We start from the raw sequence: 23,495 nt of genomic DNA, 5'->3' as shown, positions 1-23,495 counted from the left end.
CGTTGGCGGACGTGACGACCCGTCATGGCGCCATGTTGTAGCCGGCGATGTGGCGGGCCGCCTGATAGGCGAAGGTCATGGCCGGCCCGAGCGTGGCGCCGGGGCCGGGGTAGGACGGCAGCACGGCGGCCGCGCAATTGCCGTTGGCGTACAGGCCGCCGATGGGCCGGCCGTCGTCGGCCAGCACCTGGCCGTTCTCGTCGATGTCCAGCCCGCCGTTGGTGCCGAACTCGCCAAGATAAATCCGCACCGCGTAAAACGGCGGTCGGGCAATCGGCGCAAGACACGGGTTGGGCGTGACCGCCGGGTCGCCGTAGTAGCGGTCGTAGACGCTGTTGCCGCGACCGAAGTCGGCATCCTCGCCGCACGCGGCAAAGCCGTTGAACCGCGCGATGGTGGCGCCCAGCCCGGCGGCATCGATGCCCACCGCGCGGGCGAGATCGTCCAGGCTGTCGGCGCGGGTGAGGAATTCCGGGCAGAAATAGGCACGCGGGATCATCCAGTCCGGCATCAGCCGCGAGGTCAGGATCGGGCTGACGATGTATTTGCGCCGGAAGTCGGCATCAAAGATCAGCCACAGCCGGCTGGTGTCGGTGCCGCTGGCGTGCAGGCGATGGCATTCGCGCACATAGAGCTGGTAGTTCATCGACTCGTTGGCGACACGCTGGCCGCGCGCATCGACGACGCAGCTGCCGGGGTAGGATTTCTCCATGATCGACGGATAGGGGTGGGCGATCCCCGGCACTCGGAAGGTCGGCACCCACCAGGCGCCTTCCATGCGGCGCAGCCGGGCACCGTGGCGGCGCGCCAGCGCCACCGCCGTGCCGGTATTGGCCTTGTGGGTGGTGCTCCAGGCAGCCTGCGTCGGTTGCGGCAGATACTGCTCGCGCAGCGCCTGGTCATGCTCGAAGCCGCCGGTCGCCAGCACCACGGCCCGTCGGCAGCCGATCCGCCGGACACGACCGGCCTGCTCGACGACGACGCCGGTCACCCGGCCCTGCTGCACCACCAGATCCTTGAGCTCGACGCCCAGCGCCACCGGCACCTGGCGCTCTTCCAGCGACCACAGCAGCCGGGCGACGCCGGCGCTGCCGCAGGTGGCGCGGCGCGACTGGCGGGTGTGCCGCCGCTGCGGCAGATCGAGAAAATAGTGCAGCAAAAGTTTTGCTGCGGCCCATTGCCAGCCCGGCGCCTGAACGTTGAAGCTGTGTGCCTCGGTCTGGGTCATCGGCACGCGGTTGAGAATGCGCAGGATCGGGTGGCCGTCCTTCAGGCGCCGGCCGCGGTCCGCCAGCCGGGTGATGTCGACCGGTTCGGGCTCCAGCGAGCGATGGCCAGCGCGCGCGCCCGGCAGGTCGGAGAAATAGTCGGGATAATGCGCCAGCGAGACATAGCGCACCCGGCTGCGCTCATGCAGGAAGCGCAGCATGCGCGGGGCCTGCTCGATGTAGGTTTCCACCAGGCGTGCCGGCACGTCGTCCGCGCCATTGGCCGCCAGGGCATAGTCCCGGGCCTCGTCGAGCGAATCCTCGATGCCCGCCGCCGCCGCATAGTGATTGCCGGGCACCCAGATGCCGCCACCGCTCAGCGCGCTGGTGCCGCCGACCTCCATCGATTTCTCGATGACCATCACATCGCGCACGCCCATGTCGTGCAGGCAAAGGGCGGCCGTCAGGGCACCGTTGCCCGAACCCACGACGACCACATCGCGAGAGTCATCCCACATCGCGTTTACTCGAATCAGGTGTTGGCAGTTGAAGCGGCTGGCCGCGTGCGGCCGGCGCGGTCGGCTAGCTGAAGTCCAGGTCGTAGCCCTCGATCATCCGCTGGAACTCGGGCGTGAAGAACGTCGACTTCCACCAGCCGATATATTTGTCGATGATCTGGTCCTTCGCCCGGTAGGCCGGCTGGTACAGCCGCAGCTTGTCGGCGGTGTAGAAGGGCGGGTCCTCCTGACCGACGTAAAGGTGGTTGGCGAACATGTGCGCCTGCAGCCCCACGGCATTGAGCGCCTTCTGCACCGGGCGGGTCTTGAACGCCTTGATGGTGCGCGCGCCATGGCACATGAACAGCTCATAGGTGAAGGGGTCGATCGGCGTCACATACAGCCAGGACAGCAGGTCGATGCCGAACTGCGGCTCCCACCAGCGGCTCTTGGCAAGCCCGGGACCGATGCCCGCCGCCGTCACCCGCGTCAGCACCTCCGGCAGCGCCTTCTTGCTCCCCGGCGGGCGGGCGAACATCCGCCGCAGTCCGCGCAGGCGACCGGCGCGTGGATAGGCCTCGTCCACCTTGTGCACGTTGCGGGCCAGCAGCTCGAAACTGAAATAGCACTCCCGGCCATCGGGCGAGACGGAGAAGGCGTGATCGCACACCGGCTCCGGCGTGCCGTGCACGGTCTGGAAGTGCATGTAGTCGGCGTTGGCCATCAGCGGCACCAGCATGTCGCCGTTGAACACGCCGACCGACTGGGTATCGTAGAGGAAATCATCCTCGTCGACCTCGGAGAAGCCGAGATTGGGCACCGGCAGCGGCGGCGCCGTCCAGTCCCGCTGCCGCAGCGCCAGCACGAAGCCGTGATATTCGATGGTCGGGTAGATCCGCAGCGGCCCCGGGCGGCCATTCTCGATCTGGCGTTGCGGGTCGAAGCGCAGATGGTGGTAGGGGCAGACCATGATGCCGCCTTCCAGGCAGCCGCCGTTCTTGTAGCTGTCGAAGTGGGCGCCCAGATGCGGACAGTGCGCCTGGGTGCAGATCACCTGGCCGGAGTCCGGGTGACGGTAGATCACCACGTCCTGACCGAAGAACTTCTTCGAAATCAGCCGGTCGGTGCGCACCTTGTCGGCGAATTCAAGGACGAACCAGCCCTCTGGATAGGGGTCGACGTCGGGGTGCTGCAACAACAGATCCCGCAGCCGCTTGCGGCCCCGGGCCGGCACCTGCTGTTCCGCCGCCGCCGGCTTGCCCACCATGATGTTCATGCATCCCTCCCTGGCCTGACGGTGCACCGGCACGCTTCACGCCGGCGACACGAACGGGTCAATTCACACTCTTAGCGAGCTTTGTTGGGATCATTACTACTCATGGTAATACGAAGAATGCAACGATAAATTTTGCGCAATATGGGCATATCAGACACCACGACCCCCACAATTGCGCTTTATAGTAGATTTTGTAGGAGGTTATGGTCTTCGCGCGCTCCACTAAATACACGCATTGGGTGTATATACAGGACGGCGACGGCGGCGTGGCAGCGCCATCGCGATCGCCGGAAGATACCGAGGGCCGAATCATGCCCGCGCCGGCGGCCTTGCCTTCCCCGGCCGTCCCCGCCAAGAGCCCTGCATGACCGAATTCGATGCGATCATTCTGGGGGCCGGCGCCGCGGGCCTGTTCTGCGCGGCCACGGCGGGCCAGCGCGGGCGGCGCGTGCTGCTGCTCGACCACGCCGACCAGCCGGGCCGGAAAATCCTCATTTCCGGCGGTGGCCGCTGCAATTTCACCAATCTGCACGCCAGCGCCGAGCGCTACCTGTCGGACAACCCGCACTTCGCCAAGTCGGCGCTGGGCCGGTTCACGCCGGCCGATTTCATCGCGCTGGTCGACCGCCACTGCATCGCCTGGCACGAGAAGACGCTGGGGCAGCTGTTCTGCGACGGCTCCGCCCGGCAGATCGTCGCCATGCTCGCCGACGAATGCGGCCGCGGACAGGTGGATCTGCGGGTCGACAGCGCGATCCGCGCCGTCGACCACCGCGACAACCGCTTCCACGTCCGCACCGACACCACGACCTTCGCCGCGCGTGCGCTGGTGATCGCGACGGGCGGGCCTTCGATCCCCAAGATGGGTGCAACGGGCGTCGCCTACGACATCGGCCGCCGGTTCGGACTGGGCGTGGTCACCCCACGACCGGGTCTGGTGCCTCTGACCCTGGGCGCCGACGACACCCTGTTCCGCGCGCTGTCAGGCGTCGCCACCGAGGTGATCGTCAGCCTGGGGCGCACCCGCTTCCGCGAGGCGGCGCTGTTCACCCACAAGGGACTGTCGGGGCCGGCGATCCTGCAGATTTCATCCTACTGGAAACCCGGCGACCGCCTCGGCGTCAATTTCCTGCCCGGGCACGACACCGACTGGCTCGTTGCCGCCAAGCGGGCCCGGCCGCGCGCCGCATTGCGCGCCACACTGGCGGCCCCGCTGCCGCAGCGGCTCGCCGAGGCGCTGGCCGACCGACTCGATCTGCCGGCCGGCCCGTCGGAGCTGGGCGGCCTCACCGACAAGGCGCTGAGCGAGATCGCCCAGCGTCTGGCCGACTGGCCGTTCACCCCCAGCGGCACGGAAGGCTTCGCCAAGGCGGAAGTCACGGTCGGCGGCCTCAGCACCGCGGACCTGTCGTCCAAGACCATGGAGGCCCGGCAGGTGCCGGGGCTTTTCGCCATCGGCGAGGCGGTGGACGTCACCGGCTGGCTCGGCGGCTATAATTTCCAGTGGGCGTGGGCCAGCGCCTGGGCCGCCGCACAAGCGCTCTGACGTTACGCCACGCCAAACATCTGGGCGAGAAACTGGGTGCGGCTGGAGGCGCGCGCCTTGCCGTACATCGAGCGCAGGTGATTCTCGACGGTGCGGGTGCTGATCTGCAGCCGCACACCGATGGCATCGTTGGACAGCCCGGCGCCCAGCAGATGGGCGACCTCGATTTCCCGTGTACTGAGATCGAAGCGCCGGCACTGTTCCTCCAGGCGCGAGCGCATGCCGGCCGCGACGGTGGTGACAATCACCCGCACGGCGCCATCGGCCAGCGTCTGGCGATGCAAATGGGCACTCAAGCCGCTGCCGGCAACGTCCAGCGGCATGGGCCCGGTGCGGTCCGCCGGCAACCGGGCGGCGGCGGTGCGGATGGCCTCCAGCCAGGCGCGGCTGGTCTGCCGGTCGACGACGCCGAGGTCCGCCAGCCCCTTCTCGTTGGCGTGCAGCACATCGAACCGGCCGTTGAAAATCACCAGGCCGACCGGCTGGCGCGCCTGCGCCAGCGCATCCATCGCCCCGTCGACTTCCTCCATCGCGCCGGCCAGGCACAGGCGCGACAAGGTGGCGGTCACCACCGATTTCAGCTGGCGCAGGCGGCGGCTCTCCGCGGGCGTGAACGGCTCAAGGTCGCGCTGGCGATGCAGGCCGACACAGAGAATCTGGTCGTTGAGCGCCCGCACCGGAATGAACAGGCCGAGCACATCATTGATGCCGTAGCGGTGCAGAAACTCATGGTAATAGTCGCTGCGGTGGAATTCGCGCGGATCAGTGAGCTCGGTCAGCGTTACTACGTCGGCGGCCTTGGGCGAACTGTTGAGAATGCGCGAGGCCTGCGCCACCGGGTCGAAGCGGTAGAAGTGATCGACATAGCTGGCAAGGCTCAGCGGATTGAGCGCGAACGTGATGCCGCGATCCACCACCGGCCCGCCCGGGCGCAGCACGAACTGCAAAAAAACCGCGCTGGAGGCACCGACCTCGCGGGCCAGTGGCGCCAGCACGTCCCGGCCGAGATCGCGAAATCCCGAACAGCCGAGAATCCGCCCGTAAAGGTCGAGCGTTTCTTCAGCCGTGCGCGCGGGCAACTCGTCCATACCTGTCCTCCCCTGCACCGCCTTTTTGTTTTCGCGATGCCAGCACCGACGTCGATCGGTAACAACAGTGTAATCGACGCTGCCGGGATGGAGCAAGGCAGGGACGAGCGGGCCCGGCGCGTATCGGCGAGAAGTCAGGCGATATCGGTCCACTGCTCCGGCTTGGCGATGTGGCCGGCGACGCCATGTTCGCGCGCACGTTGGTACATCAGCTTGCCATCGACAACCGCAGCGATTGACCCATCCTCGTTGAAGCCGCACAGCGGGCCGTGGGCGACCGCGAACATCACCACGCCGTCATTGTCGGTGTCGGGCTGGTGGTTGATGCCGCCTTCCTCCAGCACATAGGCGCCCACCCGGCCGCGATCGGCGCCATAGCCGAAGCCGCCCTCGACGATATAGGCCTCCACCGTGCCGAGATGGCCATGCACCGGCGCCTCGTTGCCGGCATCGACCTTGAGCAGCATGGTGAAGCCGCCGGTGCGCGGGTTGATGCTGAGCAGCTTGTAGTGGGTGCCCTCCATCACCCACGGCTTCCACGGCAGGGTGCTGGTGTCGAAGAACGCCGGCTTGTGCGGCTGGGTGATGGTCATGGACGTGTGCTGGACGATGGCGGACATTCGGCTTCTCCCCATGTGTTGACGTCGGCGGAGGTCGTCATCCGTCAGGACCTCCCCCTTGTTTGCCGCGCTAAAAAGACGCCGGGCGATGCGACGAGGCAATGGGGGTTTCCCGCTATTGGCCCTCCCCGGGCAGCGGCTAGGGTGCGGGCAACAACAACGATCATCCAGTTGGGGAGGGCATATGAACGCGTCCAGGCGTTTCACCACGATTGCCATGAAGTCCGGCTTTGCCATGGTATCCGCCATCGCGCTGGCGGCGCCGGCGTGGGCCGACGACAATGCGGAAACCAGCACCGAGGTGCTGCAGGAGATGGTGGTCACCGCCACCCGTCGCGAAGCGGCCATCCAGGACATCGGCATCGCCGTGACCGCGCTGGGCAGCGAGGCGATGGAGGATCTGGCGATCACCGATCCCAACGACCTCACCAGCGTCGTCCCCGGCTTCTCGTTCACCGATACCGGCTCGCCGGTGGTCGGCCTGATTTCCATCCGCGGCGTGTCGCAGAACGACTTCGCCGGCCACCTGGAGGCACCGAACTCCTTCTACATCGACGAGGTCTATCTGCCGGCGATTTCCGCCACCTCGCAGAAGATGTTCGATGTCCAGCGCGTCGAAGTGCTGAAAGGCCCGCAGGGCACGCTGTTCGGCCGCAACGCGACCGGCGGCCTGCTGCACGTCGTCACCAACAAGCCGACTGACGAACTCGACGGCTACGCCTCGATCGCCGTCGCCGAACGGGACAGCGTGACGTTCGAGGGCGCTGTCGGCGGTCCGCTCAGCGACACGGTGAAGGCGCGTATCGCGGCCTACCGCTCGAAGTCCGACGGCTATTACAAGAACGACATCGGTCCCGACCTCAACGAGGAAAATGTCGTGGCCGCGCGCGGGCACATCCAGTTCACGCCCAACGAGCAGCTCGATATCCTGATCAGCGCCGACTATTACAAGCTGAAGCCGTCAACCACCGGCGGCGCCTACGCGACCGCCGGCACGCCCAACGCCGACGGGCTGGGTGTGCCGCTGCCCGGCGAGCCGACCTCGTTCGGTTACACGGATGCCGATGGCGATCCCTTCACCGGCTCGTTCGATGAGCCGGGCCGCGTCGCCAAGCGGATGTGGAGCACCACGGGGCATGTGTCGTACGATTTCGGCAGCGTGGTGCTGACCTCGCTGACCGCCTACTCGGAAGTCGACAGCGACTACCGGGAAGACAACGACCTGTCGCCGGTGCCGTTCACCGTGTTCACCCAGCGCGCCGACAGCACCAATTTCTCGCAGGAACTGCGGCTGAGCGGTTCGACCGACAAGATGAACTGGACCACCGGCGTCTATTATCTCGATATTGATGGCACCTACAATCAGGGCTTCGCTGTCCAGTACTTCGGCGCCGCCATGCTGGCCGACTACAGCCTGTCCACCAAATCGTGGTCCGTGTTCGGCCAGGTCGATTATGAGCTGAGCCCGACGGTGACGGTGGTCTCCGGCCTGCGCTGGACCCGCGACAAGAAGAATTACCACTACACCCAGAGCTGCACCAATACCGACAGCACCGGCGTCACCCTGCCGGACGCCTGCGGCATGCTGTTCGCGCCGGCGCCGGGCACCATGGCCGAGGCCGGGACCATCAACGACAGCCATGCGGAAAACGGCTGGTCGGGGCGGCTGGAACTCGACTGGCGGCCGGTCGACGGCCTGCTGCTCTACGGCAGCATCAGCCGGGGCTACAAGGCGTTCAACTACAACGCCGGCTTTGCCGGTCTGGCGCCGGTGGCCGGCGTCCGCTTCAAGGGCGAGAAGCTGACCGCCTTCGAGGTGGGCAACAAGCTCGACTTCTGGGATCGCAAGGCCCGCTTCAACCTCAGCGCCTTCTATTATGACTACAAGGACTTCCAGGCGTTCGACCAGCGCGGCCTGAACTTCACGCTGTATAACACCGACGCCACCATCTACGGCGCCGACGCGGAGTTCACCGTTCAGCCCGGTGCCGGCCTCACCCTCTATGCCGGCCTGAGCCTGCTGCACACCAAGGTGGAGGACGTGCCCATCGGCACCGGCTTCCGTGATCGTCAGGCGACCCAGTCCCCCGACGTCACCTTGAGCCTGATGGCGACCAAGGCGTTCGAGTTGAGCATCGGTACCGTTCGCGCCACCCTCAACGGCGTCTACACCGACGAGTTCTACTCGCAGCTCAGCAACGCGCCGGTGACGCTGGTGCCCTCCAACTGGCTGGTGAACGCCCGTATCGCCTACACCGACCCGCGGGAGCGCTTCGAGCTGGCGGTGTTCGTCAAGAACCTGATGGACGATAACCGCAAGATCTACGCCTTCGACATCACCGGCGCGCCGCTCGGGCTCGTCGAGAACAACTACGGCGAACCCCGGCAGTTCGGTGTGGAGGCCAAGGTCAACTTCTGACGCGCCTGACGCCAACGGGATCAGGAATGGCCACCCGCGGTGCGCTGCGCCAGCAGCCATCGCGGGTGGTTCCTGCCCCGGCGATCACGCCGTCAGGCCCGGCCGCGGGAGCACCCCCTCCCGCACCCCGGCCTGACCCACCGTTCAGCCGACCGATACAGCAGCAACCGGGGAGAATAGGGCAATGGCAAGACTGGCGAACAAGGTGGCGCTGGTGACCGGCGGCGGCTCCGGCATCGGCCGCGCCACCGCCCTCACCTTCGCCCGGGAAGGCGCAAGCGTGTTCGTCGCCGACATCAACCTCGCGGCGGCACAGCGCGTCGCCGGGACTATCGGCGCACAGGCCGAGGCCCACCTGCTCGACGTGACGTCGGAGCCGGCCTGGGAGGCCGCCGTCCAGGCCGCCATCGACCGCTTCGGCAAGCTCGACATCGTCGCCAACATTGCCGGCATCGGCCGCGGCGGCAGCATCGAGGACACGACGCTGGAAGACTGGCACGCGATGATCGCCGTCAACCTCACCGGCGTGATGCTGGGCTGCAAACACGGCATCAAGGGCATCGTGCGCTCGGGCGGGGCCGGCGCCATTGTCAACATGTCGTCGATGGGCGGCATCGTCGGCCCGTCCGACATCGCCGGCTATTGCGCCAGCAAGGGCGGCGTCACCGTGCTCACCAAGTCGGTCGCCATGCATTGTGCCGAGCAGCGCTACCCGATCCGCTGCGTCTCGATCCACCCGACCTATGTGGATACCGAAATGCTCGATCCGGTGGCCGAGGCCGCCGGTGCGCAGCGGGCCGACCTGCTGGCGGGCATGGCGCGTCTGGTCCCCATCGGGCGGGTGGCGACGCCGCAGGACATCGCCAATGCCTGCCTGTTTGCAGCCTCCGACGAGGCTGCGATGATCAGCGGCTCCGGTCTGCTGGTCGATGGCGCCCAGCTGGCCGGCCCTCCTTCCGCCCATTTTTGAAAGGTGAGTCATGACAGGACGCGTTGAAGGCAAGATCGCGCTGGTAACCGGCGCGGCACAGGGACTGGGCGAGGCGATTGCCGTACGCCTGGCCGAAGAAGGCGCGCGTGTCGTGCTCAGCGACGTCAACCCCGCCGGCGAGGCGGTGGCCCAGCGTATCGGCGGGCGCTTCGTGCGACACGACGTCAGCAGCGAGCAGCAGTGGCTCGACCTCTATGCCTCGATCGCGGCGCGGGAAGGCGCGCTGCACATTCTGGTCAACAACGCCGGCACCGAAGGGCGCGCCGATGCCCCCAAGGACCCGCAGGGCACGCCGCTGGCCGACTGGAACCGCATTTTCGAGGTCAACGCCACCGGCGTCTTCCTTGGCTGCAAATACGGCATCGACCCCATCGCCCAATCCGGCGGCGGCGCGATCATCAACTTCTCGTCGGTGGCCGCCCTGGTGCCCACGCCGTTCATCACCGCCTATGGCGCCTCGAAAGCGGCGGTCGAGCATCTCAGCAAGTCGATCGCGCTGCACTGTGCCCGCGGCGGACAGAAGATCCGCTGCAATTCGGTGCACCCGGGCCAGGTCCGCACGCCGATGCTGGAGACGCTGTTCGAGCGACTGTCGAGCGAAACAGGCGTCTCGAAGGAAGAATTCGCCGCCGGATTCGTTGCCCAGAACATTCCGATGGGGGCGTTCCAGGAGCCGGTCGACATCGCCAACGCCGTGCTGTTCCTCGCCTCCGACGAGGCCCGCTACGTGACCGGGCAATCGCTTGCCATCGACGGCGGCTTCACCCTCGCCAGCTGACACCGGGGCAGCTGAAAACGGAAAGGACTCTTCATGCCGCATTGGAACTGGGGCCAGCCGGAAAACGGCGTCATCCAGATGGCCTTCATCGTGCCGGACATCAAGGCCGCCCTGCCGGCCTACGCCAAACAGCTCAATGTCGGCCCGTGGTTCGTCATCGAGCATTTCGCCTTCGACTGGGTGCGCTATCGCGGCCAGCCGACCGATGTCGACCTGACGCTGGCGCTCGGCTTTTCCGGCGGCATGATGTTCGAGCTGATCCAGCAGAACAACGACGTGCCCAGCGTTTACACCGAGGTGCGCGACCAGCGCGGCTGGGGCTTCCACCACTTCGCCGTGGCCTGCACGCCGCAGAGCTATGACGACGTGCTCAAGGGCTATCTCGCCGACGGCTATGACCTGGCGCTGGAAGCCGAGGTCGCGGTGGGCGGTCGCGCCGCCTACGTCGACAGCCGGCGCGATCTGCCGGGCATGATCGAACTGATCGAGGTGACGCCCAAGGTCGAGGCGCTGTTCACGCCGATGCGCCTCGCCAATGTCGGCTGGGACGGCAGCGACCCTGTCCGCATCGTCGGCTGAATTCAATCCGGCGCAACGGGAGTCCGCCATGTCAGAAACTGTCAGCAGTGTTCTCATCAAGATCCTCAAGAAGCACGGCATCCGCCATGTCTTCGGTCTGCCCGCCGCGCAGATCGGCCTGCTGATGGACGGCGCCGGCAAGGATCCATGGTTCACCTACATCACCACCCGCCACGAGGAAGCCGCCGGTCACATGGGGCATGCCCTGGCCAAGCTTACCGACGGCATGGCGGTGTGTTTCGCCACTGTCGGCCCTGGCGCCACCAACATGGTGCCGGGCGTTGCCGCTGCCTGGGCCGACAATGTCCCGCTGCTGGTCATCACCCCCAACAACCAGGCGGATTCGGTCGATCCGGCCCGCGACCTGTTGCAGAACGCCGACCACATCGGGCTGTACAAACCGATCACCAAGTGGAGCGCGCAGATCCGCTATCCCGAGCGCGCCGGCGAACTCATCGAGCGCGCCATCCATATCGCCCGCTCGGGCCGGCCGGGGCCCGTGCATCTGGACATCCCCTGCGATGTCGCCGCCGCCCCCTGTTCGCATGACGTGGACAGCATCCCGGCTATCGCCCGACTGCGACCAGCCCCCAACGCCGCTGACGTCGCCCGGCTCGCCGACATGATCGCCAGCGCCCGCAGGCCGCTGCTGATCGCCGGTGGCGGCGTCGTGCGCTCCGACGCGGTGGCCGCCTTCCGCACCCTGATGGGCCAAACCGGCATCCCGGCGACCGCAACGCCCAACGCGCGCGGCACGGTGCCGGATGACGCGCCCGAGCATATCGGCAGTGGCGGCGTGCTGGGCGGCACCTCGATCACCAAGGCCTGCCACGAAGCGGACCTGATCGTCGCCTTCGGCTGCAAGTTCTCCAGCATGATGCCGGTCAACAAGCCGCCCAGCCACCCGGTGCCGGCCGGCCAGAAGATCGTCCAGATCGACATCGACGACGAGGCGCTCGGGCGCAACGTGCCGCTGGCGCTCGGGCTGCAGGCGGATGCCCGCGAGGCGCTGGACCTGCTGGCGGCGGCGCTGGCAGGGAGGCCGCTGGCGATGGATGATCGCTGGCCAGAAAGCCTGCGGGCCGAGCGCCGGCGGTATCGCCAGCGCGTCGAGGACATCGCCGATGCCCGCGTGACGCCGGGCACCAACATCCTCAACGAGGCGAGCTTTGCCCGCCAGGTCGCCGCCCTGCTGCCGCCGGACGCCATCGTCTGCTTCGACGGCGGGCAGATCATGGAATGGACCCATACCTTCATTCATCCCGATGATCCGCGGGCCAACCTGTTCGTGCCGGGCATGGGCCATCTGGGCTTCGGCCTGCCGATGGCCAATGCCGCCAAGCTGGTGCACCCTGACCGCACGGTGGTGTGCATCGCCGGCGACGGCGCCATGGCGATGACCAGCCAGGAGCTGGAAACCGCGGCGCGCTATGGCCTGAACGTCATCGTCATCGTCGCCAACGATTCCCACTGGGGCATGTATCGGCCGCTGGGCGAGCAGCTGTTCCAGAACCGCAATTTCGGCACCAAGCTCACCGATGTCGATTTCGCCAAGGTCGCGGAAGGCTATGGCTGCCGGGGCGAACGCATCGGCGCCATCGAGGACCTGCCGGCGGCTTTCGCCCGCGCCCAGGCCGCGCGCCAGCCGACGGTGATCGACGTGCAGGTCGATTTCACCGCCCACCCGATGGATGATTTCTGGACCGGGGTCATCCTGCGCGGCGTGAGCTTCGCCGCCCCGCCGGCTTGACCGCCTTGCCCAGACGAAACGTCACCCGGCGAAACGTCAGGAGAGTTGGAGTCACGCTTTCGCTGTGGCAAAGGAGCATGCCGGCGCTGCCGGGCAAGCGACGAGGATGCCATGGCCAAGTTCTACGTGTTCATCAAATGCGAGCTGGGGCACACCTATGCGGTTGGGCAGGCGCTACTCCAGACGATCGCCGAAGCAGTCGAAGTGGCCTCCGTCAGCGGCCAGTACGATATCCTGGCCCAGTTCGTCGTGCCCGATGACGTCAACATCGGCCAGTTCGTCAACGAACGCGTGCAGGGCATCACCGGCATCCGCGACACCTACACGATGATCGCCTTCACCATCTTCGACGACCGCTTCTGCGGCTTCTGACGGGCGGGCGGTCAGGGCGCGATGACCGCCTCCCACAGGCGTTGTTCCGCCTCCAGCAGCCGCGCGATATAGTCCTCGTCGCGCGCCACCGTGACGAGCAGGTCGGGCAGGCCCGGCCAATGGCAGAAGAAGTCGGCGGCCTCCAGGCCGGTCACCGCCAGTTGATGCTGCACCTGTCCGACGTAGAGTCTCGGCACCCGCCGGGCCTCGGCTGTCTTGCGATAGACCGATTCCCCGCACTTGATCTCCACCAGCCGCCCCCCCTCCGCCGACAAACCATCGGCACTGGCGCGCAACCAGTTCGTCCCCCGATGTTGCAGGCATACCGGCACCACGTCGATGCCGGTACGTTCGACATAACGACGACGGGCGACAGGTTCGAGCCGCGAGCCGCGCGCCATCGCGCCGTTGATATAACGCTCGACCGGCGGCTGGCGCTTCTCGCGCAGCACGGCCCGGGCGCTGCGCCACGGGTTCTCGCCCATGATCGCCGGCGCGTCGGAGGCGCCGATGCCGCCGTGTCGCCAGGCGCGCCAGGCCGCCGAACCCTGCTCCAGCGTTACAATGTCGTAGGGGCGATCAGCGGACATCGACATGGGCCTGTCAGGATTGACGGTTGAGGTCGCGCCCCGCCGGCGCGACAAGCAGAGGCGGTGACAGATAACGACCACCGCCTTGGGAGACAACAATGGACATCATCGCAGACTATACGCGGACGGCGGCTGCCCTGCTCGACCACGTTGAAGGCGGCACCACCGACCAGGCCCCGGCCACGATGACCGTGCCGGTCTCCCGCTATACCGATCCTGCCACCTGGCAGCAGGAGATGGACCTCATCTTCAACCGCCTGCCGCTGATGCTGGCGATGAGCGCCGAGCTGCCCAATCCGGGCGATTACAAGGCGATGGAGGTGATGGGCAAGCCGGTGCTGATCACCCGCGGCAAGGACGGCAAGGCCCGCGCCATGCTGAACGTCTGCACCCACCGCGGCGCGCATGTCGTGAACGACGGCAAGGGCAACTGCAATCGCTTCACCTGCATCTACCACGGCTGGACCTATGCCAATGACGGCAACCTGATCGGCGTCGCCGACCGGCCGAAGTTCGGCGATGTCGACAAGGCCCATCACGGCCTGACCCAGCTGCCGTGCGACGAAGCCGCCGGCATGATCTTTGTCATCCTGACGCCCGGCCTGCCCATCGACCTGCGCGGCTTCCTCGGTGGCATGCTCGACGACCTTGAGCACTGCGGTTTCAAGGACTGGCATTACCTCGACAGCCGGGAGCTGGTCGGTGGCAACTGGAAGATCGCCTACGATGGCTATCTGGAGGGCTATCATTTCGCCACCGCGCACCCCCAGACCATCGCCACCCGCACCTTCTCCGACATCATGACCTTCGAGGCCTTCGGCCCCCACCTGCGCATTGGTTTCCCCCAGGTCGACATCGCCAAACTGCGCGATATTCCGCAGGCGCAATGGGGAACGCGCGAGAACAACGGCTACGACTTTGTCCGCACCCTGTTCCCCAATGTGTCGATCTTCGTGGCACCCGAGTTGTGCCAGATCGCCCAGTTGCTGCCCGGGCCGACGCCGGACCGCAACCGGACCATCCTCAACTTCATCAGCCGCAAGGCGCCCGCCGACGATGCCGAGCGCGACGAGAAGATGAACATGATCCAGTTCCTGCGCGACGTGGTGAACGACGAGGACTATCTGCTCGGCCTCTCCGTCCAGCGCGGCTTGGATTCCGGCGCCATCAAGCACGTCACCTTCGGCCGCAACGAACGCGGCAACCAGTATTTCCACAAGTGGGTCGACTACTATCTGCAGAACGACCCGTCCCTGCCGACCCCCGAACTGTGAGAGACACCATGGCCGACAAGAAAACCGTCGTTGAAACCCTTTATGATCGCTGCGCCGCCGGCGACTGGGCAACCGTCGAGGCTCTGCTGACCGAGGACTTCACCCTGATCGAGGCCGACGGCCTGCCCTACGGCGGCACCTACAAGGGCCGGGGCGCCTTGCGGGAGGTCTATGAAAAAGTTTTCGGCTACTGGAGTGAGCTGTCGATCAACCTGCACGACATCACCATCGGCGACACCCACGCCATCGGCCTGCTGACGCTCTCCGGCACCGCCAAGCGCACCGGCAAGGACTTCTCGATGCTGCTGGGCGAGGTCTTCCGCTTCCGCGACGACAAGGTGGAAGCGATCATCCCGCTCTACTTCGACACCAAGGAACTGGCTGAAATCGCCTGATCCGGTCGGTCGGCCGCGGTTTCCCCATTGGCGGGCGCGGCCGAACCGGCTAAGCCTCGGCCCATGACGATCTTTCTGCATGAAGGCGATCTGCCGGCGGACGTGTTGACGCAAGGCTCGGTCGCGATCGACACCGAGACCTTGGGGCTCATCCCGAGCCGCGACCGCTTGTGCCTGGTGCAACTGTCGGACGGCAATGGCGACGAGCATCTGGTGCGTTTCCGGCCCGGTCAGTATGACGCGCCGAACCTCAAGCGTCTGCTGAGCAATCCCGAGCAGCTCAAGATCTTTCATTTCGGCCGCTTCGACCTTGCGGTGTTGAAACAGTATCTCGGCGTCACCGTGGCGCCGGTTTACTGCACCAAGATCGCCTCGCGGCTGGTACGCACCTATACCGATCGCCATGGCCTGAAGGAGCTGACCAAGGAGCTGCTAGGCGTCGACATTTCCAAGCAGCAGCAGTCGTCCGACTGGGGCGCCGACACGCTGAGTGAGGCCCAGAAGGACTATGCCGCCAGCGATGTGCGGTACCTGCATCGCCTCAAGACGATTCTCGATGAACGCCTGGCACGCGAGAATCGTACCGCCCTGGCCCAGGCCTGCTTCGATTTTCTGCCTGCCCGCGCCGACCTAGACCTCGCCGGCTGGCCGGAGATCGACATCTTCGCCCACGCGTGACCGCGCAACCGCCCTCCGTTGACGGCTGGCAGACCCATCGGCGGGCCGCGATTCCCATTGGCGGCGGCTACGACCGTTTTGTCGCGGTCACCAAGGTTGCCCTGCCTGCGCTGTCTTTCCTGCTGTTCGCGACCATCCTGGTGTGGCCGGCCGCCAACAGCCAGGAAATGTCGTTCGTACTGTCCAAGGACCGGGTCGAGACCAGCCCGGAACGACTTCGCATGGAGTACCCTAGCTACCGGGGAGTGGACTCCAAAGGACGCCCATTCGAGATTTCCGCCCGGCGGGCGGTGCAAAAGACCTCCGCCACCCCGGTGGTTGAACTGACGGATGTATCGGCGCGTATTTCCCTTGTGGATGGCGATGCCCGCGTCCGGGCCGCGACGGGCAGCTATGACCTGGAGAGTGAGAAGCTGACCGTCATCGGGGATCTCAAGCTTGAGACCGACTCCGGCTACAGGTTCGCCACACGCGATGCCATAGTGGACCTCGCCTCGCGAACCGCCTATGGCAAGGGCGGCGTCGACGGTACGGGGCCACTGGGTCATTTCAGCGCCAGCGGCTTCCGCGCCGATATCGCCACCCATACCGTGGTCTTCGAAGGGCGTACGAGCACCCGCATCACGCCGCGCCCCTGACGACCGCAGTACAGAAAAGGACCTAGGCAGATGCGATTGGCAACGTCAGCAGTGTTGGTAGTCCTGATGCTGGGAGCGGGCTCCGCCGTGCAGGCTCAGTCCGTCTCCGCGCTCAAGCAGCACAACACGCACGCGCCAATCGACGTCAACGCCGACCGCATCGAAGTGCGTGACCGTGAGTCACAAGCGATCTTCCAGGGTGACGTGAAGGTTGTCCAAGCCAATCTCACTCTGGAATCGGCCCGCGTTCGCGTTTTTTATGATCGAGGCGGCGGCGACAAACTGACCATCCTGCGCATCGACGCCGACGGCGCCGTGCGCCTGACTTCTCCGTCGGAGCGCGCGAGCGCCAACTACGGCATTTACGACGTCGAGGATCGCCAGCTGACGCTGGTGGGGAACGTCATCCTGACCAAGGGCGAGTCGGTGCTCAAAGGGCAGCGCCTTGAGGTTAACCTTGAGAATGGTGTCACGCGCCTGGATGGCGCCCCGGCCGGCGCTGGCCAACGCGGCGACCGGGTAACCGGGCGGTTCGCCGTGCCCGCCCGTGACAAGACGCCCTGACACGCCAGCGCCCGACGGGCACGGCCGTATCACGGGGTTTTCCGTCGATTGACCTTTGCTTTAAACGACCCCATGCATATTCTGGGCCAGTCGCTCTCTGGCGATACCAAATCTTAAACCTCATCAGGCTAACTCTTGAGACGAGCAACGGTGACGCATGTCTGAATCCAGCAATGATCTCGCCCGCAGCAGCCTGAATGGCGGGTCTGACGGATCGACAGGCGGCAACCCGGCGGGCCGTGCCGGCCTTGAAGTGGTGTCCATGGGCAAGAGCTACGACAAACGGGTCGTTCTCCGGGACGTGTCACTGTCAGTCCGACGCGGTGAAGTCGTTGGCCTGCTGGGTCCCAATGGTGCCGGCAAGACCACCTGCTTCTACTCGATCATGGGGCTGGTGCTGCCGGATCAGGGCCGCATCCTCCTTGACGGGGCGGACATTACTCGACTGCCGATGTACCGGCGCGCGTCGCTGGGATTGGGGTATCTACCGCAGGAAACCTCGATCTTCCGCGGCCTGAATGTGGAGGAGAATATCTTGGCCGTTCTGGAGGTCGTCGAGCCGGATGCCGAGGTGCGCCAGGCGCGCCTTGAGCAACTGCTGGAGGAGTTCTCCATCGCCCGCCTGCGCAAGGCCCCCGCCATGGCGCTTTCCGGCGGCGAGCGGCGACGGACGGAAATCGCCCGTGCGCTGGCGGCGGCCCCGTCCATCATGTTGCTCGACGAGCCTTTCGCCGGCATCGATCCGATATCCATTGCCGATATCAGGTCGCTGGTCGCTCACCTGAAGGACCGCGATATCGGCGTTCTCATCACCGATCACAACGTCCGAGAGACGCTCGACATCGTCGATCGCGCCTGCATCATCTATGATGGCAAGGTACTTTTCGAGGGTGTGCCTGAAGCACTGGTCGCGGATCCCCAGGTCCGGCGCGTCTATCTGGGCGAGAATTTCTCGCTTTAGGGAGCTGCGAGCCCATCGTCATGGCACTTGGACCCCGCCTCGACCTTCGGCAAAGCCAGCAGCTGGTGATGACACCCCAGCTGCAGCAGGCGATCAAGCTGCTGACGCTGACCAATCTGGAGCTTGAAAGCTTCATCGCCACGGAAATCGAAAAGAACCCGCTGCTTGAAAGCGGCGACGCGGACGGGGATCTGGCCACGGAGAACCGCCCGGAACCGGACAGCGAGGGCTTCGGGGATGTTCAAGGTGGCGACAGCGACGATTTCGGCGAGCCCACCGAAATCTCCGCCGCCGACGCCATGCTGCGTGACAATCCTGGTGGCGACAGCGAGTCGCCGCTGGACGTCGATCTGGGCGAGGACGTCTATCATCACGATGCCGCCCCGGATCGCCAGGAGGCCAGCGCCTTCGACAGCGGCGATGCCATGCTCAGCCTCAACGGCCAGGGCGCGGTCACGGGCGGCGGTGGTGGCGAAGACGACATGCCGGGCCTGGATGCCCTGCTGGTCGAGGACAAATCGCTGCACGACCACCTGCACGATCAGGCGCGCCTGGCCTTCACCACCCCCGACGACCGGCTGATCGCCGCCCACCTGATCGACCTGATTGACGAATCCGGCTATCTGTCCGCGCCGCTCGACGACATCGCGTTGCGCCTGGGCGTCACGCTCCCCGCGGTCGAGGCCGCATTGCGGATAATCCAGACCTTCGAGCCGACCGGGGTCGGTGCCCGCTCGCTGTCGGAGTGCCTGAAGCTGCAGGCGCGGGAGGCTGACCGGCTTGATCCGGCCATGGAGATGCTGCTCAACAACCTGGAACTGCTGGCGCGTGGCGATCTCAACGCCTTGCGCCGGCTGTGCGGCGTCGACGCCGAGGATATGGCGGATATGATCCGCGAGCTGCGCAACTACAACCCCAAGCCGGGCCTGGAATTCGGGGGCGAGCGGGTGCAGACCGTGGTCCCTGATATCTTCGTGCGCAAGACGCCCGTAGGCTCATGGGGCGTGGAGCTCAACACCGCGACATTGCCGCGCGTGCTGGTCAGCCGCAGCTACTATACTGAGCTGACCAGCCGCACCAGCAATCGCGCCGAACGGGTGTTCCTGTCGGAATGCCTGCAGTCGGCCAACTGGCTGGTCAAGGCGCTGGACCAGCGGGCGCGCACCATCCTCAAGGTCGCCGCCGAACTGGTACGTCAGCAGGAGGATTTCTTCGAGCAGGGCGTGCGCCACCTGAAGCCGCTCAACCTCAAGAACATCGCGGACGTCATCGGGATGCATGAATCGACTGTCTCCCGTGTGACCGCCAACAAGTTCCTGTCCTGCCAGCGCGGCGTATTCGAGCTGAAATACTTCTTCACCTCCGCCATCCAGTCAGCCGACGGCGGCGATGCCCACTCGGCGGAATCCGTGAAGCAGCGGATCAAGGAGCTGATCGACGCCGAACAGCCCAGCGACGTGCTGTCGGATGACAAGCTGGTCGAGATTCTGGTCGCGGAAAAATTCGACATCGCCCGCCGAACAGTGGCAAAATATCGCGAGTCCATGAAGATTCCCTCCAGCGTGCAACGCCGCCGCCTGAAGATGCTGGAAGCCGGCCAGCGGCTGGCCGCGCGCTGAAAACCGGTGGTCGATCCAAATGATCGAATTGCATGGCAGACACTCTTGCCGACTCACGCTACCGTCACGACATGTCATTGACAGGGGGCATGGCCGCGCCTAGCGTCCGCCGCCTTCGGCCCGCCGGGTAACCCGCCGGTCGGCCGTGGATTGATAACGGGGGCCAAAATCAAGGAGGGTCCTATGGACATTCGCGTCTCTGGTCATCAGGTCGATGTGGGCGATGCCTTCCGCAGCTATGTGGGAGACAAACTGCGGCAGCTCGCCGAGAAGTATTTCTCGCGCACCCTCAGTGCCGGCGTCACCCTGACCCGCGAGGCGCATGGCCATGGCTTCCATGTTGATTGCGCCATGCATGTCCGCCAGGGCGTGCTGCTGAAGGCGGAAGGCAGCAATGCCGACCCGCACATCGCCTTCGACATCGCGGCCGACCGGATCGAGAAGCAGCTGCGCCGCTACAAGCGCCGGCTGAAGAACCACCACAATGGTGCCGCCCGCGAGCTGGACGTCCAGCCGGCCGCCTATACGGTGATCGAGTCGCACCACGAGGAAGATGCGCCCGAGCACGACAACCCGGTGATCGTCGCCGAGACCCAGACCGACATTCCGCAGGTGTCGGTCTCCGACGCGGTGATGCTGATGGACCTCCGGCACGCTCCGGCGCTGATGTTCCGCAACGCCGGTAACGGCCGGATCGCCATGGTCTATCGCCGAGGCGACGGCCATATCGGCTGGGTCGAACCGACCGCCACCCCCGCCTGACCCCCACCGTGACGGCACTGATCCGGGGCCGTTCATCGGGCATCAACCGGCGCTGGCCTAGACTGGCGCCATTAAGAGACGACCCAGGAAGCTTTCCGCAATGGAACTCGTGGACTTGATGGTCCCCGGCGCGATTCTGGCCGGAGCCAAATGCACGTCGAAGAAGCAGCTGCTGACCCTGCTGTCCGCCCATGCCGCCCGGCTCGCCGGGCTGGACGAGCGCCGGGTGCTGGAGGCAATCCAGGAGCGCGAGCGGCTGGGCACCACCGGCATTGGCGGCGGCTTCGCCATTCCGCACGCCAAGCTGCCGGAGCTCAAGGGCCTGATGGGCGTGTTCGCCAAGCTGGACACGCCCGTCGAGTTCGATTCGCTCGACGGCCGGCCCGTCGATCTCGTCATGCTGTTGCTGGCGCCCGAAGATGCCGGTGCCGACCACCTGAAGGCACTGGCCCGGGTCTCCCGGCTGTTCCGCGACAGCAGCGCGGTAGCCAAGCTGCGCGGCGCCGCCTCGGCCGATGCCGTCTATGCCGTGCTGGCGGCCCAGGGCCAGCCGCGCGCCGCCTGACGGCCGCCCGCCGACTACCCAGGAGCCACAGGCCCGCACTGGCCCGCCCTCGCGCCGGCACTGAGCGAGCGGCTCGATCACCGTGAGCGGGACTCCTCATTGGCATTATTGCGAATGATTATTAAATACAGTGGCAGAGCCCAAGGAGTTCCGCCATGCAGACCGCCGTTCCCGCCTTACCCGATCCGTCCCTGCGGTCGCCGTCGCTGCGGCCGAGCCGGACCGAGCTGGCCAAGACCGCCACCTATCTGGCGATCCACCTGACCGTCGGCTTCTCGGTGGCCTATGCGCTCACCGGCTCGGTGGAAGTGGCCGGCGGCATCGCGCTGATCGAGCCGTGCGTCAACGCGGTGGCCTTCTTCTTCCACGAGCGCGCCTGGCAGGCCGATTGGCGCGTGTGGCGCCGCCGCGCCGGTGACGCGGTCGCCCGCTGGATCGACAGCCGGCTGGGCGGCGGCAACGGGGTTGATCTGGCGGCCGCCGCCCGTTAGGGCTGCCGCCTACCAGTGCCCCGGCAATCCCTGCCCCGGCCCCACCCCGAGGCGGGAGAGACATGATGACCGACGCCGGCGATGACGAGTATGTCTATGACGAGGCCAGCGGCGACTGGCTGCCGGCCAGCGAGCTGAAGGCCCGTCAGGCTGCCGCCAACGCGGTGGAAGTGCGCGACTCGGTCGGCAACCTGCTGGCCGACGGCGACAGCGTGGTGCTGGTGAAGGACCTCAAGGTCAAGGGCGCCGGCCAGACGCTGAAGGTGGGCACGGTGATCAAGTCGATCCGCCTCACCGGCGACGACCAGGAGATCGACTGCCGCTTCGAGGGCATCAAGGGCCTGGTGCTGCGCGCCGAGTTCGTCCGCAAGCGCTGAAGCCAGGCGGGGGGAGGGGAGCGGGCGGGGCCGACACGGCCTTGACAGACGCATGCAGGTGTAGAAAGATCCACTTATGTTCTCGTCCGATGCCATGCCGCCCGCTTCCGCCGATCTTCTGACCGTGGCCAACGGGGCACGGTTCGGTACCGTGCTGGCCGACCCGCCGTGGCAATTCCAAAATCGCACCGGCAAGGTGGCGCCGGAACACAAGCGGCTCAATCGCTACGGCACCATGTGCCTTGAGGACATCTGTGCCCTACCTGTGGCGGATATCGCCGCCGACCCATCGCATCTGTACCTGTGGGTTCCCAATGCGCTGCTGCCCGAGGGCATGGAGGTCATGCGCCGGTGGGGCTTTCGCTACGTCTCGAACATCGTCTGGCACAAGGTCCGCAAGGATGGTGGTTCGGATGGACGTGGCGTCGGCTTTTACTTCCGCAACGTGACCGAGCTCTTGCTGTTTGGTGTGCGAGGCAAAAGCGCCCGAACGTTGCCGCCCGGCCGTAGTCAGGTCAACATGATCCAGTCCCGCAAGCGCGAGCACAGCCGGAAGCCGGATGAGCAATATCCCTTGATTGAAGCGTGCAGCTGGGGGCCACGGATCGAGTTGTTCAGTCGTGGCGCCCGCAACGGCTGGACGGTGTGGGGAAATCAGGCGGACGAGACTTACAAGCCGTCTTGGGATACCTACAGCTACAACAGCGCCATGGAAATCGCCGCCGAGTGACGGTGTAGTCTTGGCACCGCCACGACCGCCCATCTGCTGTTGCAGGCTTAATCACCGACGCGGGTGATGTAGGCGACCTCCCCACACCAGCGCGTGGATGTTAGACTAGGTCATCCACGTATAGGTCCGGCCTGATGGCAAAGGTCAGCACCGGACAGCCACCACCACCACCGCCTTCAAGGCGTGGCCATAGCTTCTCATGATGCGTGGTCGAGGCCCCGTAGGACGCCCCTTTACCAAGCGCTTTGAAAATTTCCTGCAACTGCGTCGAACGGGTGACAATGACACCGACATCAATGGCGCCTAACTCGAACAACAGGCGGAAATTGTTCAAGTCCCTGTCAAAGAACGGATCTTTGTTGTTCCATTCCAGCTCGACGGCCACCCTACCCTTGAAACAATCGACCTTATGGGTGGGGCTTTCGCGGATGGTGTCATCAATCATGATCGCCGTGCGGAATTGCTTCTCTACCCACCCGCGACCATAGAACGCAGCGTCAATCTGATTGGCGATGGGTGATTTCGAGCCCCCGGCGGTCTCCACCGCTGACCGCAGCAGCCGAAAGGCCCGCAGCACCGCAATGATGTCCTGCCATTCCTGTGGACAGGCGGTCTGCAACACGCCCGTCGCGTTGCGCCATTCCCGCACATGGTAGAGTTGACGCAGATCTTCGGGCACGAGGTGTAGAGTTGTCATGATCCACAACTATCGCGGAAATGGCACCCC

At 65.8% G+C, this 23,495-nt stretch carries 25 protein-coding genes; 19 read left to right on the top strand and 6 right to left on the bottom strand.

Features of this window, described 5'->3' with window-relative positions:
- Window positions 1-22: 22 nt before the first annotated feature.
- Together ABU113_RS04585 and ABU113_RS04580 are read right to left on the bottom strand one after the other, a co-directional pair.
- Window positions 23-1,726, bottom strand: a complete 1,704-nt coding sequence (locus ABU113_RS04585) for an FAD-binding protein (protein WP_454558305.1) — start codon at window positions 1,724-1,726, stop codon at window positions 23-25.
- A 64-nt stretch (window positions 1,727-1,790) separates the two neighbouring features.
- On the bottom strand, window positions 1,791-2,981 hold the full coding sequence (locus ABU113_RS04580) for a Rieske 2Fe-2S domain-containing protein (RefSeq protein WP_454558304.1): 1,191 nt from the start codon (window positions 2,979-2,981) through the stop codon (window positions 1,791-1,793).
- A 364-nt stretch (window positions 2,982-3,345) separates the two neighbouring features.
- On the opposite strand from ABU113_RS04580, the gene ABU113_RS04575 reads away from it, so the two are divergent.
- Entirely contained in the window at window positions 3,346-4,527 is a 1,182-nt protein-coding gene (locus tag ABU113_RS04575; RefSeq protein ID WP_454558303.1) for an NAD(P)/FAD-dependent oxidoreductase, read from the top strand.
- A 2-nt stretch (window positions 4,528-4,529) separates the two neighbouring features.
- On the opposite strand, the gene ABU113_RS04570 is transcribed toward ABU113_RS04575, so the two are convergent.
- Together ABU113_RS04570 and ABU113_RS04565 are read right to left on the bottom strand one after the other, a co-directional pair.
- Window positions 4,530-5,615 (bottom strand): helix-turn-helix transcriptional regulator, encoded by a 1,086-nt coding sequence (locus ABU113_RS04570; RefSeq protein WP_454558302.1) that lies wholly within the window; start codon window positions 5,613-5,615, stop codon window positions 4,530-4,532.
- Between the two features lie 134 nt (window positions 5,616-5,749).
- Entirely contained in the window at window positions 5,750-6,235 is a 486-nt protein-coding gene (locus ABU113_RS04565; protein WP_454558301.1) for a 2,4'-dihydroxyacetophenone dioxygenase family protein, read from the bottom strand.
- 184 nt (window positions 6,236-6,419) lie between these two features.
- On the opposite strand from ABU113_RS04565, the gene ABU113_RS04560 reads away from it, so the two are divergent.
- The 6 genes from ABU113_RS04560 to ABU113_RS04535 all read left to right on the top strand — a co-directional run bounded on the left by ABU113_RS04560 (window position 6,420) and on the right by ABU113_RS04535 (window position 13,124).
- Window positions 6,420-8,654, top strand: a complete 2,235-nt coding sequence (locus ABU113_RS04560) for a TonB-dependent receptor (protein WP_454558300.1) — start codon at window positions 6,420-6,422, stop codon at window positions 8,652-8,654.
- 184 nt (window positions 8,655-8,838) lie between these two features.
- Window positions 8,839-9,624, top strand: coding sequence for an SDR family NAD(P)-dependent oxidoreductase (locus ABU113_RS04555; protein WP_454558299.1), 786 nt, complete (start codon window positions 8,839-8,841; stop codon window positions 9,622-9,624).
- Between the two features lie 10 nt (window positions 9,625-9,634).
- Complete coding sequence (locus ABU113_RS04550; RefSeq protein ID WP_454558298.1) at window positions 9,635-10,423, top strand: glucose 1-dehydrogenase; 789 nt, start codon at window positions 9,635-9,637, stop codon at window positions 10,421-10,423.
- Window positions 10,424-10,456: 33 nt separating this feature from the next.
- Entirely contained in the window at window positions 10,457-11,002 is a 546-nt protein-coding gene (locus ABU113_RS04545; RefSeq protein WP_454558297.1) for a VOC family protein, read from the top strand.
- A 28-nt stretch (window positions 11,003-11,030) separates the two neighbouring features.
- A complete protein-coding gene (locus ABU113_RS04540) occupies window positions 11,031-12,752 on the top strand; it encodes a thiamine pyrophosphate-binding protein (protein ID WP_454558296.1) in 1,722 nt (573 codons plus the stop codon).
- Between the two features lie 111 nt (window positions 12,753-12,863).
- A complete protein-coding gene (locus tag ABU113_RS04535) occupies window positions 12,864-13,124 on the top strand; it encodes an Lrp/AsnC ligand binding domain-containing protein (protein WP_454558295.1) in 261 nt (86 codons plus the stop codon).
- 11 nt (window positions 13,125-13,135) lie between these two features.
- Here ABU113_RS04535 and ABU113_RS04530 read toward each other — a convergent pair whose 3' ends face one another.
- Window positions 13,136-13,720: a lambda-exonuclease family protein gene (locus ABU113_RS04530; RefSeq protein WP_454558294.1), complete on the bottom strand. Its 585-nt coding sequence runs from the start codon at window positions 13,718-13,720 to the stop codon at window positions 13,136-13,138.
- Between the two features lie 92 nt (window positions 13,721-13,812).
- Here ABU113_RS04530 and ABU113_RS04525 point away from each other — a divergent pair, with 92 nt between their 5' ends.
- From ABU113_RS04525 to ABU113_RS04470, 12 genes are all read left to right on the top strand, one after another.
- Entirely contained in the window at window positions 13,813-14,988 is a 1,176-nt protein-coding gene (locus tag ABU113_RS04525; protein ID WP_454558293.1) for an aromatic ring-hydroxylating oxygenase subunit alpha, read from the top strand.
- Between the two features lie 8 nt (window positions 14,989-14,996).
- Window positions 14,997-15,383 carry a nuclear transport factor 2 family protein gene (locus ABU113_RS04520; protein WP_454558292.1) on the top strand — a complete coding sequence of 129 codons (387 nt, stop codon included), beginning with the start codon at window positions 14,997-14,999 and terminating at the stop codon, window positions 15,381-15,383.
- Window positions 15,384-15,446: 63 nt separating this feature from the next.
- Complete coding sequence (locus ABU113_RS04515) at window positions 15,447-16,061, top strand: ribonuclease D (RefSeq protein WP_454558291.1); 615 nt, start codon at window positions 15,447-15,449, stop codon at window positions 16,059-16,061.
- A complete protein-coding gene (lptC, locus tag ABU113_RS04510; RefSeq protein WP_454558290.1) occupies window positions 16,058-16,699 on the top strand; it encodes an LPS export ABC transporter periplasmic protein LptC in 642 nt (213 codons plus the stop codon). The genes ABU113_RS04515 and lptC overlap by 4 nt, the downstream gene beginning before the upstream one ends.
- Window positions 16,700-16,750: 51 nt before the next feature.
- Window positions 16,751-17,263, top strand: a complete 513-nt coding sequence (locus ABU113_RS04505; RefSeq protein ID WP_454558289.1) for an LptA/OstA family protein — start codon at window positions 16,751-16,753, stop codon at window positions 17,261-17,263.
- A gap of 157 nt (window positions 17,264-17,420) precedes the next feature.
- Window positions 17,421-18,224, top strand: coding sequence for an LPS export ABC transporter ATP-binding protein (lptB, locus tag ABU113_RS04500; RefSeq protein WP_454558288.1), 804 nt, complete (start codon window positions 17,421-17,423; stop codon window positions 18,222-18,224).
- 20 nt (window positions 18,225-18,244) lie between these two features.
- A complete protein-coding gene (gene rpoN, locus ABU113_RS04495) occupies window positions 18,245-19,843 on the top strand; it encodes an RNA polymerase factor sigma-54 (RefSeq protein ID WP_454558287.1) in 1,599 nt (532 codons plus the stop codon).
- A gap of 183 nt (window positions 19,844-20,026) precedes the next feature.
- Window positions 20,027-20,605 carry a ribosome hibernation-promoting factor, HPF/YfiA family gene (hpf, locus tag ABU113_RS04490; protein WP_454558286.1) on the top strand — a complete coding sequence of 193 codons (579 nt, stop codon included), beginning with the start codon at window positions 20,027-20,029 and terminating at the stop codon, window positions 20,603-20,605.
- Window positions 20,606-20,705: 100 nt separating this feature from the next.
- Window positions 20,706-21,170, top strand: coding sequence for a PTS IIA-like nitrogen regulatory protein PtsN (gene ptsN / locus ABU113_RS04485; protein WP_454558285.1), 465 nt, complete (start codon window positions 20,706-20,708; stop codon window positions 21,168-21,170).
- Window positions 21,171-21,376: 206 nt separating this feature from the next.
- Window positions 21,377-21,661: a DUF2061 domain-containing protein gene (locus tag ABU113_RS04480; protein WP_454558400.1), complete on the top strand. Its 285-nt coding sequence runs from the start codon at window positions 21,377-21,379 to the stop codon at window positions 21,659-21,661.
- Window positions 21,662-21,726: 65 nt separating this feature from the next.
- The gene (locus ABU113_RS04475) at window positions 21,727-22,038 is read left to right on the top strand and encodes an alkylphosphonate utilization protein (RefSeq protein WP_454558284.1); all 312 of its coding nucleotides are present in this window, start codon (window positions 21,727-21,729) and stop codon (window positions 22,036-22,038) included.
- A gap of 76 nt (window positions 22,039-22,114) precedes the next feature.
- On the top strand, window positions 22,115-22,768 hold the full coding sequence (locus tag ABU113_RS04470) for an MT-A70 family methyltransferase (RefSeq protein WP_454558283.1): 654 nt from the start codon (window positions 22,115-22,117) through the stop codon (window positions 22,766-22,768).
- A 100-nt stretch (window positions 22,769-22,868) separates the two neighbouring features.
- Here ABU113_RS04470 and ABU113_RS04465 read toward each other — a convergent pair whose 3' ends face one another.
- Window positions 22,869-23,447, bottom strand: a complete 579-nt coding sequence (locus ABU113_RS04465) for a BglII/BstYI family type II restriction endonuclease (protein WP_454558282.1) — start codon at window positions 23,445-23,447, stop codon at window positions 22,869-22,871.
- Window positions 23,448-23,495: the final 48 nt, after the last annotated feature.

This window comes from Parapedomonas caeni (assembly GCF_041060555.1).
Lineage (GTDB): Bacteria > Pseudomonadota > Alphaproteobacteria > Sphingomonadales > Sphingomonadaceae > CAUJIW01.
The sequence above is the reverse complement of the archived record's forward strand: the minus strand, read 5'-3'. Positions and strand labels throughout refer to the sequence as shown.

Excerpts from the sequence above, each read along its gene's own strand:
- hpf (WP_454558286.1), top strand. The coding sequence starts at position 20,027 with ATGGACATTCGCGTCTCTGGTCATCAGGTCGATGTGGGCGATGCCTTC.
- ABU113_RS04475 (WP_454558284.1), top strand. The coding sequence starts at position 21,727 with ATGACCGACGCCGGCGATGACGAGTATGTCTATGACGAGGCCAGCGGC.
- ABU113_RS04585 (WP_454558305.1), bottom strand. The coding sequence starts at position 1,726 with ATGTGGGATGACTCTCGCGATGTGGTCGTCGTGGGTTCGGGCAACGGT.
- ABU113_RS04540 (WP_454558296.1), top strand. The coding sequence starts at position 11,031 with ATGTCAGAAACTGTCAGCAGTGTTCTCATCAAGATCCTCAAGAAGCAC.
- ABU113_RS04560 (WP_454558300.1), top strand. The coding sequence starts at position 6,420 with ATGAACGCGTCCAGGCGTTTCACCACGATTGCCATGAAGTCCGGCTTT.
- ABU113_RS04580 (WP_454558304.1), bottom strand. The coding sequence starts at position 2,981 with ATGAACATCATGGTGGGCAAGCCGGCGGCGGCGGAACAGCAGGTGCCG.
- ABU113_RS04535 (WP_454558295.1), top strand. The coding sequence starts at position 12,864 with ATGGCCAAGTTCTACGTGTTCATCAAATGCGAGCTGGGGCACACCTAT.
- ABU113_RS04520 (WP_454558292.1), top strand. The coding sequence starts at position 14,997 with ATGGCCGACAAGAAAACCGTCGTTGAAACCCTTTATGATCGCTGCGCC.
- ABU113_RS04570 (WP_454558302.1), bottom strand. The coding sequence starts at position 5,615 with ATGGACGAGTTGCCCGCGCGCACGGCTGAAGAAACGCTCGACCTTTAC.
- ABU113_RS04575 (WP_454558303.1), top strand. The coding sequence starts at position 3,346 with ATGACCGAATTCGATGCGATCATTCTGGGGGCCGGCGCCGCGGGCCTG.
- ABU113_RS04555 (WP_454558299.1), top strand. The coding sequence starts at position 8,839 with ATGGCAAGACTGGCGAACAAGGTGGCGCTGGTGACCGGCGGCGGCTCC.
- ABU113_RS04550 (WP_454558298.1), top strand. The coding sequence starts at position 9,635 with ATGACAGGACGCGTTGAAGGCAAGATCGCGCTGGTAACCGGCGCGGCA.
- ABU113_RS04545 (WP_454558297.1), top strand. The coding sequence starts at position 10,457 with ATGCCGCATTGGAACTGGGGCCAGCCGGAAAACGGCGTCATCCAGATG.
- ptsN (WP_454558285.1), top strand. The coding sequence starts at position 20,706 with ATGGAACTCGTGGACTTGATGGTCCCCGGCGCGATTCTGGCCGGAGCC.
- rpoN (WP_454558287.1), top strand. The coding sequence starts at position 18,245 with ATGGCACTTGGACCCCGCCTCGACCTTCGGCAAAGCCAGCAGCTGGTG.
- ABU113_RS04565 (WP_454558301.1), bottom strand. The coding sequence starts at position 6,235 with ATGTCCGCCATCGTCCAGCACACGTCCATGACCATCACCCAGCCGCAC.
- ABU113_RS04530 (WP_454558294.1), bottom strand. The coding sequence starts at position 13,720 with ATGTCGATGTCCGCTGATCGCCCCTACGACATTGTAACGCTGGAGCAG.
- ABU113_RS04525 (WP_454558293.1), top strand. The coding sequence starts at position 13,813 with ATGGACATCATCGCAGACTATACGCGGACGGCGGCTGCCCTGCTCGAC.
- lptB (WP_454558288.1), top strand. The coding sequence starts at position 17,421 with ATGTCTGAATCCAGCAATGATCTCGCCCGCAGCAGCCTGAATGGCGGG.
- ABU113_RS04470 (WP_454558283.1), top strand. The coding sequence starts at position 22,115 with ATGTTCTCGTCCGATGCCATGCCGCCCGCTTCCGCCGATCTTCTGACC.
- ABU113_RS04515 (WP_454558291.1), top strand. The coding sequence starts at position 15,447 with ATGACGATCTTTCTGCATGAAGGCGATCTGCCGGCGGACGTGTTGACG.